Source organism: Citrobacter sp. Cu096 (assembly GCF_030332285.1).
Taxonomy (GTDB): Bacteria; Pseudomonadota; Gammaproteobacteria; order Enterobacterales; family Enterobacteriaceae; genus Citrobacter; species Citrobacter meridianamericanus.
This window is the reverse complement of the sequence record NZ_JAOWID010000019.1, coordinates 256347-273163: the sequence shown is the minus strand read 5'-3', so window position 1 is coordinate 273163 and position 16817 is coordinate 256347. Positions and strand designations below refer to the sequence as shown.

The 16817-nt window shown below is 51.4% G+C and carries 17 protein-coding genes; 8 read left to right on the top strand and 9 right to left on the bottom strand.

Annotation, left to right across the window (positions count from 1 at the left end; genetic code table 11):
- Genes OGX99_RS05330 through rfaD form a run of 5 tightly spaced genes read right to left on the bottom strand, consistent with a single transcriptional unit; the run spans position 1 to position 5267 of the window.
- Positions 1–1014 (bottom strand): glycosyltransferase family 2 protein, encoded by a 1014-nt coding sequence (locus OGX99_RS05330; RefSeq protein WP_286542870.1) that lies wholly within the window; start codon positions 1012–1014, stop codon positions 1–3.
- On the bottom strand, positions 1007–2290 hold the full coding sequence (locus tag OGX99_RS05325) for an O-antigen ligase family protein (RefSeq protein ID WP_279574226.1): 1284 nt from the start codon (positions 2288–2290) through the stop codon (positions 1007–1009). The genes OGX99_RS05330 and OGX99_RS05325 overlap by 8 nt, the downstream gene beginning before the upstream one ends.
- 16 nt (positions 2291–2306) lie before the next feature.
- On the bottom strand, positions 2307–3275 hold the full coding sequence (gene rfaC, locus OGX99_RS05320) for a lipopolysaccharide heptosyltransferase RfaC (protein ID WP_151217009.1): 969 nt from the start codon (positions 3273–3275) through the stop codon (positions 2307–2309).
- A gap of 3 nt (positions 3276–3278) precedes the next feature.
- On the bottom strand, positions 3279–4325 hold the full coding sequence (gene rfaF / locus OGX99_RS05315; protein ID WP_071685699.1) for an ADP-heptose--LPS heptosyltransferase RfaF: 1047 nt from the start codon (positions 4323–4325) through the stop codon (positions 3279–3281).
- Positions 4326–4334: 9 nt separating this feature from the next.
- A complete protein-coding gene (rfaD, locus tag OGX99_RS05310; RefSeq protein ID WP_003827312.1) occupies positions 4335–5267 on the bottom strand; it encodes an ADP-glyceromanno-heptose 6-epimerase in 933 nt (310 codons plus the stop codon).
- A 215-nt stretch (positions 5268–5482) separates the two neighbouring features.
- Between rfaD and kbl the strand changes: the two genes are divergently transcribed.
- The 3 genes from kbl (at position 5483) to OGX99_RS05295 (ending at position 8943) form a co-directional block, all read left to right on the top strand.
- Entirely contained in the window at positions 5483–6679 is a 1197-nt protein-coding gene (gene kbl / locus OGX99_RS05305; protein WP_210904135.1) for a glycine C-acetyltransferase, read from the top strand.
- A gap of 9 nt (positions 6680–6688) precedes the next feature.
- A complete protein-coding gene (gene tdh, locus OGX99_RS05300; RefSeq protein WP_003024132.1) occupies positions 6689–7714 on the top strand; it encodes an L-threonine 3-dehydrogenase in 1026 nt (341 codons plus the stop codon).
- A gap of 191 nt (positions 7715–7905) precedes the next feature.
- Entirely contained in the window at positions 7906–8943 is a 1038-nt protein-coding gene (locus OGX99_RS05295) for a glycosyltransferase (RefSeq protein WP_286542867.1), read from the top strand.
- Here OGX99_RS05295 and OGX99_RS05290 read toward each other — a convergent pair whose 3' ends face one another.
- Genes OGX99_RS05290 through gpmM form a run of 3 tightly spaced genes read right to left on the bottom strand, consistent with a single transcriptional unit; the run spans position 8944 to position 12717 of the window.
- Positions 8944–9876: a divergent polysaccharide deacetylase family protein gene (locus OGX99_RS05290; protein ID WP_151217005.1), complete on the bottom strand. Its 933-nt coding sequence runs from the start codon at positions 9874–9876 to the stop codon at positions 8944–8946.
- 3 nt (positions 9877–9879) lie between these two features.
- The gene (gene envC / locus OGX99_RS05285; RefSeq protein WP_252838613.1) at positions 9880–11139 is read right to left on the bottom strand and encodes a murein hydrolase activator EnvC; all 1260 of its coding nucleotides are present in this window, start codon (positions 11137–11139) and stop codon (positions 9880–9882) included.
- Between the two features lie 33 nt (positions 11140–11172).
- Positions 11173–12717, bottom strand: coding sequence for a 2,3-bisphosphoglycerate-independent phosphoglycerate mutase (gene gpmM, locus OGX99_RS05280; RefSeq protein ID WP_040231588.1), 1545 nt, complete (start codon positions 12715–12717; stop codon positions 11173–11175).
- Between the two features lie 249 nt (positions 12718–12966).
- Between gpmM and OGX99_RS05275 the strand changes: the two genes are divergently transcribed.
- The 5 genes from OGX99_RS05275 to cysE all read left to right on the top strand — a co-directional run bounded on the left by OGX99_RS05275 (position 12967) and on the right by cysE (position 16134).
- Positions 12967–13398: a rhodanese-like domain-containing protein gene (locus OGX99_RS05275; protein ID WP_005120473.1), complete on the top strand. Its 432-nt coding sequence runs from the start codon at positions 12967–12969 to the stop codon at positions 13396–13398.
- Between the two features lie 50 nt (positions 13399–13448).
- On the top strand, positions 13449–13700 hold the full coding sequence (grxC, locus tag OGX99_RS05270; protein ID WP_003024152.1) for a glutaredoxin 3: 252 nt from the start codon (positions 13449–13451) through the stop codon (positions 13698–13700).
- 47 nt (positions 13701–13747) lie between these two features.
- A complete protein-coding gene (secB, locus tag OGX99_RS05265) occupies positions 13748–14215 on the top strand; it encodes a protein-export chaperone SecB (protein ID WP_096759097.1) in 468 nt (155 codons plus the stop codon).
- A complete protein-coding gene (gpsA, locus tag OGX99_RS05260; protein ID WP_151217001.1) occupies positions 14215–15234 on the top strand; it encodes an NAD(P)H-dependent glycerol-3-phosphate dehydrogenase in 1020 nt (339 codons plus the stop codon). Before secB ends, gpsA begins: the two co-directional genes overlap by 1 nt.
- A gap of 78 nt (positions 15235–15312) precedes the next feature.
- Positions 15313–16134: a serine O-acetyltransferase gene (cysE, locus tag OGX99_RS05255; RefSeq protein ID WP_151216999.1), complete on the top strand. Its 822-nt coding sequence runs from the start codon at positions 15313–15315 to the stop codon at positions 16132–16134.
- Positions 16135–16295: 161 nt separating this feature from the next.
- On the opposite strand, the gene trmL is transcribed toward cysE, so the two are convergent.
- On the bottom strand, positions 16296–16769 hold the full coding sequence (gene trmL, locus OGX99_RS05250; protein WP_151216997.1) for a tRNA (uridine(34)/cytosine(34)/5-carboxymethylaminomethyluridine(34)-2'-O)-methyltransferase TrmL: 474 nt from the start codon (positions 16767–16769) through the stop codon (positions 16296–16298).
- Positions 16770–16817: the final 48 nt, after the last annotated feature.

Sequence of the window (16817 nt, the reverse complement as noted above, 5' to 3'; positions counted from 1 at the left end):
TTAAAATCCCTTTCGAAAAAATAAGTTCTTAAAACCAGATATTGTTTTATATCTTATTTCAGAAATAGAACGATCAATATGGGGGTATTTCATTTTAAGAATTATTTTTTTCTTAACGATTTTTGTGTCACAGCATGCTAGTGCATTCTGAATGTCATTCAGCATGCTTTCGCTGTAGCGATAATAACCTTTTTTCTTGCGTAACAGTTTCCGTCCTTCCAGAAAACAGTTGATGATCATAAGTGTGGCAACAGTACGCTTTGCGCTATTACTATTTATATAGTTATACATTTTACGCATAGCAAAAAAGATACTGTCCGCATCACTATCAATAATGTTCTCGGTAATGCTCTTCTCATTTCTCCGGTAAAAATACAGTTTATTCTCAATCTTTAATATTTTATGGCATTTAAAGTATTGGAAAGGGCAGAAAATCATGTCTTCATACCGACGATGTTCTTCGAATTGATCGTTGCCAATAACGTCACGATGGAAGATTTTTGTCATGAGATGCCATTGCCCTGCCCGGAATATTGGTATCAGAGGAGTATAATTATCATCCGATAATATAATTTCGTGCTGGTTAATTCCGTTTTCTATACCAGATGAGTTCTGATACAGATTTTTTATATCCCGGGTTAAATTAAATTCGAGAATGTCGTATTTTTCTTCTCTTAATTTAGGAAGAAGAATAGTGAAATAATCTGTGCAGACAATATCGTCACTGTCAACAAAGCCAATATATTTCCCTGTCGCATGGGCAAGGCCAACGTTACGGGTGATAGCAACACCTTGATTTTTTTGGCTTATATACTTGACGTTGTGACATTTTTGCTCGCGATAAAATGCCTTGATACGCTCTTCAGTTAAATCTGTTGAGCCATCGTTAACAATGATTAGCTCAACATCATCAGTAATACTCTGATGGATCGACGCCAACGTCGCTGTGATGAGTTCAGCATTGTTGTATGTAGGTATTATAATGCTCAGTAAATAACCTGAAGCGCTAATCATAGCATGATTCTCTCGTTGGATTCGAGCTCAGCACTGCTGCTATACATAAAGCCAGTACGCTGCTCAGAGCTTCACCTTTGGCATATAATAATAAATCACTCAAGCCATAGATAGCGATTGCGCCTGAGATAACGAACAACAAGGGACTACGTTGCCAGTAAGCTGTTAAAAACATGGCGATATAGAGCAAGAGTAGCACAACAACCCCAGGGATGCCCTTTAGCGAAAAGGTGTCAATGATTTCGTTATGCAGATGGACGTTAATGAACTCAAGAGCTCCTTGTAGGGAAGTATCTTGCACCGCAAGTCGTTGAATTTCTGCGCCGCGTTGTTCAAGTGATTGTCCCCAGTCATGACCTTTCCCGGATTCAATACCTGCCCGTTGCATCGCAAGTCTCGCGCCAATAGAGGTGTTGCTATTGTTTTGATTATAAGAGTGCAGATCGACCAGGAAGTTCTGATAGCGACTTTCAATGACTGGTTTTAACGGAATTGCCGCCAGCCCGACCAGCACCACAAAGGCCAGTAATGCTTTTAATAACATAGTGCGGTTGTGGCGGTAGTGCATGAAAAATAATCCGATACTCAGGATCGGATACACTAATATCGCTGCTCGGGTCTGCGTTGTGATGATCACCGCCAGCGATATCAAAAAATGTAACAGATAGAATAAAACGGTGCGTTTCAGACGTAGATTAATAATGGCTTGTGACGCCAGTAACGCAATTAACGTAAGCGCATAGGCTGTGCCGGTTTGATGCTCAAAACCCAGTGCAACACGGTAATTTAAAGGTTCAGCTGCTCCAGCAAGTTGGTAGCCCGCGAAAAGATACAAACCGATTGCTGTGAGGAGCGTCCAGATACTGGTAATGCGAGTTTTATCGGCACACGGCTCTCGCGATGTCAGAGCTGTCATAACCAGTGCGGTGAAAATCATCACTTTTCCACCGTTCTGGTATGAACGATAGGCACCGGTAAAGGCTGAGCCTGGTTGTTTAAATACTTCTACCCAAATAATCTGGAGCAAACCGAAGAGCAGCAACATAAAAGGCAAAACCAGGTTTTGTTTGCTACTGCACACATACTTTATATTTTTTCCTATAATCGGCAGAGACAGAGCCGTGGAGAAAATAAATACCTTCAATGCTTCATCTGGATTGACCAGTAGCATCGCAAGAGTTACCAGGATCCCAGCATAAAATAAGACGTATATAAAATCGAAAGGATTATTTTTGATACTACAAGCAAAACGAGAAAGCGTATGTTGGCGAAGCATAGATCGTCTCTTAAAGTTAAAGCAAATTATTATCAATTAGCGATACGTTGACTAAGCTTGCGTCCAGATCCTGCAATTTTCCGGAATGGCTCTGCTGTGTGTATTGATTCTTTCCATACCCACCAATCAATCCTGGGTCTGTTGGGCCGTATAACGTGATATTAGGGCGATCCAGCGCGGCGGTTAAATGACTTAGGCCTGTATCAACCGACACCACGAATTTTGCCCTCGCCAGGATGCGAGCAACCTCTTCCAGACTCATCCGCGGCAGGACATCGACGTAAGGAAAACCTTCTGCCAACCTTTTGGCTCGCGCTTCTTCATGGGGGGAGCCCCAGGGCAGTTTAATACGTATGCCTGCGTTATTTAACAGGCCAATTAGCTCCCGCCAGTTGGCTTCCGGCCAGTGCTTATCATCGCGCGTTGTGGCATGCAGAAATACGGCATATTTGCCTGTATCAGCATTGCATCGATTTACAAAATGCTGAGCGATAGCGTAATCACCTTGCGACTGCGGTTTGGCATATCCCAGACTTTTGGCGAACAATTCACGCGTACGTTCTACCGCGTGCTGCTGTTTGGCAATGTGATGTTTGCGATTATAAAACAGGCTAGCCAACGGCTCGCGGGCCGTACTCCAGTCCATACCATGCTTGACGCCCCGCGCCAGACGTGTCACCAATGCAGCGCTTTTAACCAGACCCTGCGCATCAATTATTGCGTCATACTGCTGCAAACGTACCGCGTCGCGAAATGCTTCACGCTCGGCTTTAATCGGCGCTGAAAACCAGGCTTTACGCCAGCGGCGAATCGCGACGGGGATGACCCGGTCAACGGCTGCATGCCAGGAAGGGATCTGGGCGAATCCTTCCTCGACCACCCAATCAAATTGAATATTCGCAATGGCCTGTTGCGCATCGGTTAATGCGGGCAACGTATGCAGTACATCGCCCATAGAAGACGTTTTAACGATCAGAACCCGCATCCGTCAGGCTTCCTCTTGTAACAACAGGTCATTGAGTTCTTCCAGTACGCGCTGGGGAGTGATGTCAATCAGACTTTGGTGATAGCCTTCTGCCGCATCGCCCTTGCGCACTTTGTGATAGCCCGTAATCAGACGAATAACCCGTGCTTTGTGCGACAACGGCGGAGTAAAGTCCGGACTACTTGGGCCATACAACGCTACCAGAGGTCGATTCAACGCTGCGGCAACGTGCATTAATCCAGAGTCGTTGGTGACGACCGCTTTGCAGGCGGCGAGCAGAATGACGGCCTGCTCAAGCTGCGTTTCGCCCGCCAGATTACGGCACCAGGCCTGCTGCTCAACGCTTAGCGTTGCCAGGATTTCATTTCCGGCTTCATGGTCTTTTGCTGAGCCAAACAGCACAATCTGATGACCTTCGTCGATCAGTTGCTTAGCCAGTTCTGCGTAATGGTAGTGTGGCCAGCGTTTCGCCGGACCAAATTCCGCACCTGGGCAAAAACCGATGATGGGGCGTTCGGCAGAAAGGGAGAACTGACTACAAGTCAGAGACTTTTCACCTTCGCTGACCTGCAACTGTGGCCATAGCAGAGGCTGCGGCAAATCTTTAGCCGACAGCATCACGCCTTTATCGTAGGCCAGGGCTACATAGCGTTCGACCATCAGCGGCCATGCGTCTTTATCCAGCACGCGCGCATCGTTGAGCAGGCCGTAGCGCATTTCGCCACGCCAACCGGTGCGATGCGGGATGCCTGCAAAAAAAGGCACCAGCGCGGATTTAAACGAGTTAGGCAGCACATAAGCGCGGTCATAGCGTTTCTCACGCAGGCTGTGACCGAGTTTGCGGCGTTCGCCAATCTCCAGCGCGCCGTGTCCCAGCGGCATGGCGATGGCTTCGTTGACTTCAGGCATACGCGACAGCAGCGGACGGCACCATGCCGGTGCCATCACGTCGATTATCGCCTGGGGATAGCGCGCCTTAAGCGTGCGATAGAGACTTTGCGACATCATCATGTCGCCCACCCATGACGGGCCGATCACCAGTATTTTCATGCTAACTTCTTACGCGTCGCGGTTCAGCCAGGCCATATATTCCGTTACGCCTTCGGCAACGGTCTTAAACGGCTTGTCATAGCCCGCTGCGCGCAGGTTAGTCAGGTCTGCCTGGGTAAACGCCTGGTAGCGGCCTTTCAGTTTTTCCGGGAATGGAATGTACTCAATGCTGCCTTTTTTGTGGTACGCAAGCGTAGCATCAGCAACGGCCTGGAAAGATTCCGCACGACCGGTACCGAGGTTAAAGATGCCGGAAACCCCGTTTTCCAGGAACCACAGGTTCACTGCAGCCACATCGCCAACGTAAACGAAATCACGTTTGAAGTTTTCGCTGCCTTCGAACAGTTTTGGCGTTTCGCCATTGTTGAGCTGGGTATTCAGGTGGAAAGCGACGCTCGCCATGCTGCCTTTATGGCCTTCACGCGGTCCGTAGACGTTGAAATAGCGGAAGCCAACAATCTGAGAATTGGCTTCCGGCAGGATCTGACGAACGTACTCGTCGAACAGGAATTTTGAGTAGCCGTAAACGTTCAGTGGTTTCTCGTATTCACGGGATTCGATGAAATCAGAAGTGCGACCGCCGTAGGTGGCGGCGGAGGATGCGTACAGGAACGGGATTTCACGCTCCAGGCAGTAGTGCAGCAGCTCTTTAGAGTATTGATAGTTGTTATCCATCATATACTTGCCGTCCCACTCGGTGGTGGAAGAGCATGCGCCTTCGTGGAAAATCGCTTCGATATCGCCGAAATCTTCCCCGGCCATAATCTGGATCAGGAAGTCTTCCTTGTCCATGTAGTCAGCAATATTCAGATCCACCAGGTTAACAAACTTGGTGCCGTCTTTCAGGTTGTCCACCACCAGAATGTCGGTGATGCCTTTATCATTCAGGGACTTAACGATGTTGCTGCCGATAAAGCCCGCGCCGCCGGTAACGATGATCATAAATGTAACCTTCGAATTATGGAGTCAGAGACAATCTCAGACACGAATACTTTCTATCATATCACTACATGGCCCAGGCTTCAGCCATTCACCGATAAGCCGTGCGGGTACACGTGATTTATGCTTCATTTTGAAGAAGTGGTGATGCGTCATCTCGTATCAACGTATAGCTTTGGGTAATATGTGCTGAAATTTGCCCAGTCTGGAGAATTGAAATGCGTGGGGATTTTTACAAACAGTTAACGAACGATCTCGACACCGCACGTGCGGAAGGATTGTTTAAAGAAGAGCGCATTATTACATCTGCCCAGCAGGCGGATATCACCGTGGCGGACGGAAGCCACGTTATTAACTTTTGTGCAAACAACTATCTGGGGCTGGCTAACCACCCGGAGCTGATTGCGGCGGCAAAAGTGGGTATGGATTCTCACGGATTTGGCATGGCTTCGGTACGCTTTATTTGCGGTACCCAGGACAGCCATAAGCAACTGGAGCAAAAACTGGCGGCATTCCTCGGTATGGAAGATGCCATCCTTTACTCTTCCTGTTTTGATGCCAACGGCGGCCTGTTTGAAACGCTGTTGGGTGCGGAAGATGCCATTATCTCTGATGCCCTGAACCATGCTTCTATCATTGACGGCGTTCGTTTGTGTAAAGCAAAGCGTTTCCGTTACGCCAACAACGATATGGTCGAGCTGGAAGCGCGCCTGAAAGAAGCGCGTGAAGCGGGTGCTCGTCATATCCTGATCGCCACCGATGGCGTGTTCTCTATGGACGGCGTGATTGCTAACCTGAAAGGCGTTTGTGACCTGGCAGATAAATACGACGCGCTGGTCATGGTTGATGACTCTCATGCCGTCGGTTTTGTCGGTGAGAATGGTCGTGGCTCCCATGAATATTGTGACGTAATGGGCCGTGTGGACATCATCACCGGGACACTGGGTAAAGCACTCGGTGGCGCATCCGGAGGTTACACTGCAGCGCGCAAAGAAGTGGTTGAGTGGTTGCGTCAGCGTTCTCGTCCGTATCTGTTTTCCAACTCACTGGCTCCGGCGATTGTTGCTGCGTCCATTAAGGTACTGGAGATGGTGGAATCCGGAGCTGAACTGCGTGACCGACTGTGGGCGAACGCACGTCAGTTCCGTGAGCAAATGTCCGCCGCTGGCTTTACGCTGGCCGGTGCCGATCACGCGATTATCCCGGTGATGTTGGGTGATGCGGTGATCGCGCAGGACTTTGCTCGTGAACTGCAAAAAGAGGGGATTTACGTTACCGGGTTCTTCTATCCGGTGGTTCCGAAAGGTCAGGCGCGTATCCGTACCCAGATGTCTGCGGCGCATACCCCTGAGCAGATTACGCGTGCTGTTGAGGCGTTCACACGCATTGGTAAACAACTGGGCGTTATTGCCTGAGGATGTGAAATGAAAGCGTTATCCAAACTGAAAGCGGAAGAGGGCATTTGGATGACCGACGTTCCTGAACCGGAAGTCGGCCATAACGATTTGCTGATTAAAATCCGTAAAACAGCCATCTGCGGGACTGACGTTCACATTTATAACTGGGATGAATGGTCGCAAAAAACCATCCCGGTACCGATGGTCGTTGGGCATGAATATGTCGGCGAAGTTGTTGGCATCGGTCAGGAAGTTAAAGGCTTTAAAATCGGCGATCGTGTTTCCGGTGAGGGTCATATCACCTGCGGACATTGCCGTAACTGCCGCGGTGGGCGGACTCACCTGTGCCGCAATACCACCGGCGTCGGCGTAAACCGTCCTGGCTGCTTTGCGGAATACCTGGTGATCCCGGCGTTTAATGCGTTTAAAATCCCGGACAACATCTCCGACGACCTGGCGTCTATTTTCGATCCGTTCGGTAATGCGGTGCACACGGCGCTGTCATTCGATCTGGTTGGGGAAGATGTGCTGGTTTCCGGCGCGGGTCCAATCGGTATTATGGCTGCGGCGGTTGCGAAGCACGTTGGCGCGCGTCACGTGGTGATTACCGATGTTAATGAGTATCGCCTTGAGCTGGCGCGTAAAATGGGCATCACTCGTGCGGTCAACGTATCGAAAGAGAATCTGACCGACGTGATGGCTGAACTGGGTATGACTGAAGGATTTGATGTGGGCCTGGAGATGTCCGGTGCGCCGCCCGCGTTTCGCGCCATGCTGGACACTATGAACCACGGTGGCCGCATTGCTATGCTGGGCATTCCACCATCCGACATGTCTATTGACTGGACAAAGGTTATCTTTAAAGGTTTGTTTATTAAGGGTATCTACGGTCGCGAGATGTTTGAAACCTGGTACAAAATGGCTGCATTGATCCAGTCTGGTCTGGATTTGTCGCCGATCATCACCCATCGATTCTCCATCGATGAATTCCAACAGGGCTTTGACGCTATGCGTTCAGGCCAGTCAGGGAAAGTGATCCTGAGCTGGGATTAACCCTATCCAGTCAGTGGATTCTGAGTGTTGTCCCCGGATGTTGATTATCATTAACATCCGGGGCTTTTTTTGCTTGCATGAGCCTTCCCGCCCGGCGCATTTTTCGCTAAAGAATTAATATTTTTTTCTGAAAATCTGCCGCTTAATATGCTAAAAAGTGCCGATTACTCTATTGTCTGGCTGGATTTGATATGACCTATACCCCTGGTCTCCTGAGCGTCATTATGCCCCTGTACAACACGGGTGAACCGTTCATTGCGTGTATGGATTCGCTGATTGCGCAAACCTGGAAGAACCTCGAGATCATCATTGTGAATGATGGTTCTACGGATAACTCAGCGGAGCTTGCTCAGTCTTATGCGGATCGTTATCCGCACGTGCATCTGTTGCACCAGCGCAATGGTGGGGTATCTGTGGCGCGTAATACCGGTATGGAAGTCGCCAGGGGCGAGTACATCGCATACGTAGACGGCGATGATATTGCCTATCCGGAAATGTATGAAACGCTGATGAATATGGCGTTGAAAGATAATCTGGACGTTGCGCAGTGCAATGCTGATTGGTGTATTGCGGAAACCGGTCACACATGGGCATCTATTCCTACCGATCGAATTCGTTCTACCGGCGTGATGACCGGGCCGGACTGGTTACGCAAAGCGTTAGCCAGTCGCCGTTGGCGGCACGTTGTCTGGATGGGCGTATACCGTCATCAGACCATTCGCGACGCCGGACTGACTTTCCTGTCCGGTCTGCACCACCAGGATATTATCTGGACGACGGAGTTTATGTTTAACGCCAAACGTGCGCGTTACACGGAAGTCCCGCTTTACAAATACTTCCTGCATGGTGCGTCCGTCAGTCGTCTGCCGCGTACCGGAGAGAAGAACCTGGCTTACCAGCGCCACTACATCAAAATTACCCGTCTGCTGGATAAGATGAATCACGATTACGCCGGACGCATTCCCATTTACCCCGAGTTCAAACAGCAGGTGATTTATGAAGCGCTACGCGTTTGTCATTGCATCCGAAAAGAGCCGGATGAAAAAATCCGCCAGCGTATGATTGCCGAGGTTTTCGTGTCGGGTATGTTCAAGCGCATGGTGAGCAATATTTGCAGCGTTAAGCTGGGTTATCAGGTGCTATTGTGGGCCATCCGCTTTAGTCAGTGGCGCGATAAATCACTGACGCCGCGCCGCCTGGCCCATTTAACGCTGGATATTAAAGACTAATTATTGCCAGCCCTGCCACTGCAGGCGCATGTACTGCACCAGCGTGCTTTGGGTGATGCTTTCACCGAGCACACTGAAGAAGCGGCTGTTGTAAACCGGCTCTATCGGTTTCTTCGGTTTGCACAAATTTACACCGCGGAAAGGGTTACGCGGCGTATCTGGCGTACCGTTCTTCGGCGATGTGAAGTTTGGTCTGGACGTATCCACCTGTGGTTCATTGAGCAGGCTGCTTGGGCGAACCAGTGTGATGTCCGCTGGCAAGTTATAAAGCATCTGCTGCAGAACACGAACCGTCGAAGGGTGTGGGTGCCCAATGGCAATTGCTGAGCCGTTGCGGCGCGCAAGCTCGACGGCACGATTGAACTGACGGCGAATGTCGGCTTCGTTTTGCGTATCATCGAGGAAGACTTTGCGTTTGATGACCTTCACGCCAGTTCCTGATGCTGCGCGCATTGCCTGACTGTTGCCGATGGTCATGCTGTCCAGAAAGTAGAGATCGTAGCGCTCCAGTGCCTGCATCACCTTCTGCATGCCGAACAGGCTGGAGGTCATCGCGCTGCCCATATGGTTGTTCAGTCCGACCGCATTCGGTACTTTGCTGACCGCGTCGCGAATAATCCGCTCAATCTCTTCGCTGCTCATTTCCGGGCGCAAAGTATCTTTCTCTAATGGCTGCTTGCTCAGTGGCGCCATCGGCAGGTGGATCAACACTTCATGCCCGCTGTTATGCGCTTTAGTCGCCATTTCACGCGCATGTGGCGCGTTTGGCAGAACGGCAACAGAGACTGTGGAAGGCATCGCCAGCACCTGATTTTCAGTGTGCGGACGGTAGCCGAAATCATCAATGACGATGGCGAGTTTGCCAGCAAATACAGGTGTTGCGAAGGCCAGCAGGCTGGCGAGAGAGAGTACCAGACGACGAAAATGAGGCAAAACTTATCTTCCCAACCACGGCTGTGGATTGACCGCCTGACCCTGGCGACGAATTTCGAAATAGAGTGCTGGCCTGCCCTGACCGCCGCTGCTACCCACAAGTGCAATAGGTTGCCCGGCGCGAACTTGTGTACCGACGCTGACCAGCGCGCTCTGGTTATAACCGTACAGGCTCATATCGCCTTTACCGTGCTCAACGACCACCACCAGGCCATAGCCCTGCAGCCAGTCCGCGAGAATGACGCGACCATCGGCAATAGCTTTAACTTCGGTGCCTTCGGATGCGCCAATAACCATCCCCTTCCAACGTAGCTCACCCTGCAGCTGTTCGCCATAGCGATGTAGCGTTGGACCACGAACGGGCCAGAATGCCTGGCCGCGCGGCGAACCTAAACCACCGGTACGCGACATCAGAGATTTTTCGCTTTCGGTTGGCTTGTAGGTTGAGCCTTTTCGTGACGCATCCTGCTGCTTATCGCGTACGGCTTGCGCCTCGCGGGCTTCACGTTCTGCGCGTGCTTTGGCTGCGGCTTCGGCGCGAGCAATGCTGTTGCGCAGGCGTGATTCGTTGGCGCGCATTTCGCCCAGTTGCTGCTGACCTTGTTGAATCGATGATTCCAGACCCGAGAGCGTTTTCTGGCGTTCATTACGCGCCTGCTCCAGTTTAGCCTGCTGGGCGCGCTGTTCGTACAGTAACGTCTGCTGTTCGCTTTGCTTATCTTCAAGCTCGGCTTTTTGCGAGTCGACCTCTTCGCGGGTTTGTTTCAGCTGCGCGATAGTTTCTTGCCTCGCCTGGTTCAGGTAACCGAAATAGGCCTGTAGACGTTGCCCGCGCTGGCTCTCTTCACCGCTTAGGATGAGCTGAATGCCGGTGTGTTCGCCCTGACGAAATGCTGCATCGAGCTGGGCTGCCAGGCTGCGTTCTTGTGCGGCCCGCTGTTTTTCCAACTTCGCGAGTGCGGCGTTCATCTCAGCGATTTGCGCATTCAACTGCGCCAGTGAGTTTTGTGTTTCGCGCAGTTGCCTTGCGGCCACGGCGATAGCCTGTTCCTGAGCTTTTAGTTGAGCGAGGAGGGTGGAGCGTTGTTGTTGCTGTTGGCGTACCGCGCGTTCTTTTGCCGCGATATCAGCCTGAATAGATTTAAGCTGATCGCGTTCGTCCGCGTGGGCGGTAAAGGCGCACAGCAATACGCCAGCGCTAAGCGCGCTGGCGTAGAACAAGGGCCTGACTGAAAACTTACGCAGTTTCACGGCCCGGGTGATGGTATTAATCGCCTTTCCCCTCATGGGGAGGGATTATTCCACGATGAACAGCGGCTTACCAGTCATCTCTTGCGGGATTTCCATACCCATCAGCGTCAGCATGGTCGGGGCGATATCAGAAAGTTTGCCGCCTTCAACTGCTTTGACGTTTTTGCCACCGACATAAATCAGCGGAACGGGCAGGTTGGTGTGCGCAGTATGCGCCTGACCGGTGGACGGATCGCGCATTTGCTCTGCGTTACCATGGTCTGCAGTGATCAACAACTGGCCGCCAACGGATTCAACCGCTTTAGCCACCTGCTCAACGCAGTGATCCAGCGCTTCAACCGCTTTAACCGCTGCTTCCATCACCCCGGTGTGACCCACCATATCGCCGTTCGGGTAGTTACAAATGATGGTGTCGTATTTCCCACTCTCAATCGCAGCAACCAGTTTTTCGGTCAGCTCAGCAGAGCTCATTTCCGGCTGCAGATCGTAGGTCGCGACTTTCGGTGAGTTGATCAGAATACGGTCTTCGCCTTTGAACGGCTCTTCTACACCGCCGTTAAAGAAGAAGGTCACGTGCGCGTATTTTTCGGTTTCGGAAATACGCAACTGCGTTTTGTCGTTCTTCGCCATCCACTCGCCAAGGGTGTTGGCCAGAGATGCTGGTGGGTAAGCAACCGCAGTTTTGATGTCGGCCGCGTATTCGGTCAGCATCACAAAGTTGAGGTTAACGACTTTCTTACGGGCGAAGCCGTCGAAGTCAGCGTTAACAAACGCACGGGTGATTTCACGCGCACGGTCAGCACGGAAGTTCATGAAAATCAGCGTATCACCGTCTTCCATAGCAGCTTCAGCCTGGCCTTCAGCACGGATCACGGTGGCTTTAACGAATTCGTCGTTTTCGTCACGGGCATAAGCCGCCTGCAGACCTTCAACAGCTGTAGCGAACTGGAATTCGCCTTTTGCCAGCGTCATCAGGTCATAAGCCTGCTCCACGCGATCCCAACGGTTGTCGCGGTCCATAGCGTAGTAACGACCGATGATGGACGCTACGCGACCTTTGCCCAGTGCGGCAAATTTCTCTTCGAATTTCTGCAGGGAATGTTCAGCGCTGCGCGGCGGGGTATCACGGCCATCAAGGAAAGCGTGCAGATAGATTTTCTCAGCACCGCGTTCAGCGGCCATTTCTACCATCGCCATGATGTGATCTTCGTGGCTGTGAACGCCGCCAGCAGAGAGCAGACCCATGATGTGTACCGCTTTACCGCTATTTTTTGCCTGGTCGACCGCATCGGTCAGCACCGGGTTGGCGAAGAAAGTACGTTCTTTGATTTCAACATCCAGACGGGTCAGGTCCTGATAAACGATGCGGCCCGCGCCCAGGTTGACGTGACCCACTTCGGAGTTGCCCATCTGGCGATCGGGCAGACCGACTTCCAGACCAGACGCATCAATCAAGGTATGCGGGCGTTTTGCCCACAGAGCATCCATTACCGGGGTTTTGGCATTAAAGATGGCGTTATCCTGGCTGTCTTCACGATAGCCATAGCCATCCAGAATCACCAGTACCATAGGTTTTTTAGAAACCGACATTGCGACAACCTCACACTCAATAGATAAAAAATAATTGCATAATTTTACTACAGCTGAATCGATAAAGTAGCCCCCGAAGATCAAATAATGGGGGATCGCGTGCCAGGGTGAACACTGATTTACATTTTTTTTTCCGTAGCGCCCCGCAAAAATGCAATCCAATGCACGCTCTGGCTGTATTTGCGCCAACGCGCAGGTATACTCCTTTCCTGGTTTTTTTAATCACTGAGTCGGGAGTTGTTACCCCCCATGCAAGAAATTATGCAATTTGTTAGTCGCCACCCTGTCTTGAGTATCGCCTGGATTGCGTTACTGGCGGCTGTATTGTTTACCACGTTTAAGAGCCTGACCTCAAAAGTGAAGGTGATTACGCGCGGCGAAGCTACACGTCTCATCAATAAAGAAGACGCCGTTATCGTCGATTTACGTCAGCGCGACGACTTCCGCAAAGGTCATATCGCAGGCTCTACTAACCTGCTGCCGAGCGAAATCAAAGCCAACAATTTTGGCGAGCTGGAAAAACACAAAAACAAACCTGTTATTGTGGTTGATGGCTCTGGTATGCAGTGCCAGGATTCAGCAACTGCGCTGATTAAAGCCGGTTTTGAGCAGGTATCTGTACTGAAAGACGGCGTAGCGGGCTGGAGTGGTGAGAATCTGCCACTGGTTCGCGGCAAGTAATTTACCCGCCGTTTTTATCCTGCAGGGTAAAAGAACACTGGAGATAAGTCATGGCCAATATTGAGATCTATACCAAAGCAACCTGCCCGTTTTGCCATCGTGCAAAAGCGCTGTTGAACAGCAAGGGGGTGAGTTTCCAGGAACTTCCGATTGACGGCGATGCCGTGAAGCGTGAAGAGATGATCAAGCGCAGTGGCCGTACAACGGTTCCACAGATTTTTATTGATGCACAGCACATTGGTGGTTGTGACGACTTGTATGCGTTGGATGCGCGTGGTGGACTTGATCCCCTGCTGCGTTAAGGCGTACGGATAGTATTTAAAGGACAACACTAAAGGGTTTTCTCAACATGTCAGAACAAAATAACACTGAAATGGCTTTCCAGATCCAACGTATTTATACCAAGGATGTATCTTTCGAAGCGCCAAATGCACCGCATGTTTTCCAGAAAGATTGGCAGCCAGAGGTTAAACTTGATCTTGATACCGCCTCTACCCAACTGGCAGATGATGTGTATGAAGTAGTGCTGCGTGTCACCGTAACGGCTTCCCTGGGTGAAGAAACTGCGTTCCTGTGCGAAGTTCAGCAGGGCGGTATTTTCTCCATCAGTGGTATTGAAGGGACTCAGATGGCGCATTGCCTTGGCGCATACTGCCCGAACATTCTGTTCCCGTATGCTCGTGAATGCATCACCAGCCTGGTTTCACGCGGTACATTCCCGCAACTGAACCTTGCGCCGGTCAACTTTGATGCGCTGTTCATGAACTATTTACAGCAGCAGACTGGCGAAGGTACTGAAGAACATCAGGATGCCTGATGAACCAAAGTAATGCTTCAATGACTGTGATTGGTGCCGGCTCGTACGGCACCGCTCTTGCCATCACCCTGGCAAGAAATGGCCATCAGGTTGTCCTGTGGGGCCATGATCCGAAACATATCGCGACCCTTGAGCACGATCGCTGCAACGTCGCGTTCCTTCCTGATGTGCCTTTTCCCGAAACGCTGCGCCTGGAAAGTGATTTAGCCATTGCGCTGGCCGCCAGTCGTAATATTCTGGTGGTGGTGCCGAGCCACGTCTTTGGCGAAGTGCTGCGTAACATCAAACCGCTGATGCGTCCTGACGCGAGGCTGGTCTGGGCGACAAAAGGTCTGGAAGCGGAAACGGGACGTCTGCTGCAGGACGTCGCACGCGAAGCGCTGGGGGATGCTATTCCACTGGCGGTCATCTCCGGTCCGACGTTCGCCAAAGAGCTGGCAGCAGGTATGCCGACGGCGATCTCTCTGGCCTCGACGGACGACACCTTTGCTGACGATCTCCAGCAGTTGCTGCACTGCGGTAAAAGCTTCCGCGTTTACAGCAACCCGGATTTCATTGGCGTGCAGCTTGGCGGCGCGGTGAAAAACGTTATTGCTATTGGCGCGGGGATGTCTGACGGCATCGGCTTCGGCGCGAATGCGCGAACCGCATTGATCACCCGTGGACTGACCGAAATGTCTCGCCTTGGCGCGGCGCTGGGTGCCGATCCTGCCACCTTTATGGGGATGGCGGGTTTAGGCGATCTGGTGCTGACCTGTACCGACAACCAGTCGCGTAACCGTCGTTTTGGCATGATGCTCGGCCAGGGTATGGACGTGCAGGGCGCGCAGGACAAGATTGGTCAGGTGGTTGAAGGCTATCGCAATACGAAAGAAGTTCGTGAATTGGCGCACCGTTTTGGTGTTGAGATGCCAATAACCGAGGAAATTTATCAAGTATTGTATTGCGGAAAAAATGCGCGCGAGGCAGCATTGACGTTATTAGGTCGTGCGCGCAAGGACGAGCGAAGCAGCCACTAGCCGTAAGGAACCGTTTCAATCTAACGACCCGACCCGCGTAGAACGGGTTGGTCGTTTTGCTACCTTCTGGAGTATGCAATGCCGTGTGAAGAACTGGATATCGTCTGGAAAAACATTAAAGCGGAAGCCCGGGCACTGGCGGAATGTGAGCCAATGCTAGCCAGTTTTTACCACGCAACGCTGCTCAAGCATGAAAACCTCGGCAGTGCGCTGAGTTATATGCTGGCGAATAAACTCGCTTCTCCGATCATGCCTGCCATTGCGATTCGAGAAGTCGTGGAAGAGGCCTACGCGGCCGATCCTGAAATGATTGCTTCGGCGGCTTGTGATATTCAGGCGGTGCGCACGCGTGACCCGGCCGTCGATAAATATTCCACCCCACTTCTTTATCTGAAGGGTTTTCACGCGCTTCAGGCCTATCGTATCGGTCACTGGCTGTGGCACCAGGGGCGTCAGGCGCTGGCGATCTTTCTGCAAAATCAGGTGTCCGTTAGCTTTCAGGTAGACATTCACCCGGCGGCAAAAATTGGCCGGGGGATTATGCTCGATCACGCCACCGGTATTGTGGTCGGTGAAACTGCGGTGATTGAAAACGACGTCTCTATTTTGCAATCTGTCACGCTTGGCGGGACCGGTAAATCCGGCGGTGACCGTCATCCTAAAATTCGTGAAGGTGTGATGATTGGTGCGGGAGCAAAAATTCTCGGCAATATTGAAGTCGGGCGTGGCGCGAAGATTGGCGCAGGTTCCGTCGTTTTACAGCCTGTTCCCCCGCATACTACTGCCGCAGGCGTTCCGGCGCGCATCGTCGGCAAGCCTGACAGCGATAAGCCGTCTATGGATATGGATCAGCATTTCAACGGGATACATCATACGTTTGAGTATGGCGATGGCATCTGATTTCGAGCTATCTTACTTGTCATCTTGAACCAGGACTGTGCTCGCCATCCTCACGTACTGCGCGCAGTCCATGTTCAACCTGACTGCGCCGATAACGCTCGAAAAGTAAACGTTAAATTCTGCCGTAGGTCGGATAAGGCGTTAGCCGCACCCGACACAAATCAACTACGCAATACCGCGCCAGGATAACCTAACTGGCGCCAGGCTTCATACACCACTACCGACACCGCGTTAGACAGGTTCATGCTGCGACTGTCCGGCATCATCGGAATACGAATTTTTTGTTCGGCTGGTAACGCGTCGAGAATGCTGGCTGGCAGACCGCGTGTTTCCGGGCCAAACATCAGATAATCGCCATCCTGATAGTTTACTGCGCTATGCGCTGGCGTACCTTTGGTGGTCAGGGCAAACAGACGTTGCGGATTTTCTGCGGCGACGAAAGTGGCATAATCAGGGTGGCGCAGCACGGCGGTAAATTCATGGTAATCCAGCCCTGCGCGACGCAGGCGCTTGTCGTCCCAGGTAAAGCCCATTGGCTCAATAATATGCAGACGAAAGCCGGTATTGGCGCAAAGACGGATAATATTGCCGGTATTTGGCGGGATTTCTGGTTCGAACAAAACGATGTTAAGCATACTGCCCCCTTAATAACGGGGGGCAGAATAACAGATATTTAATTCACC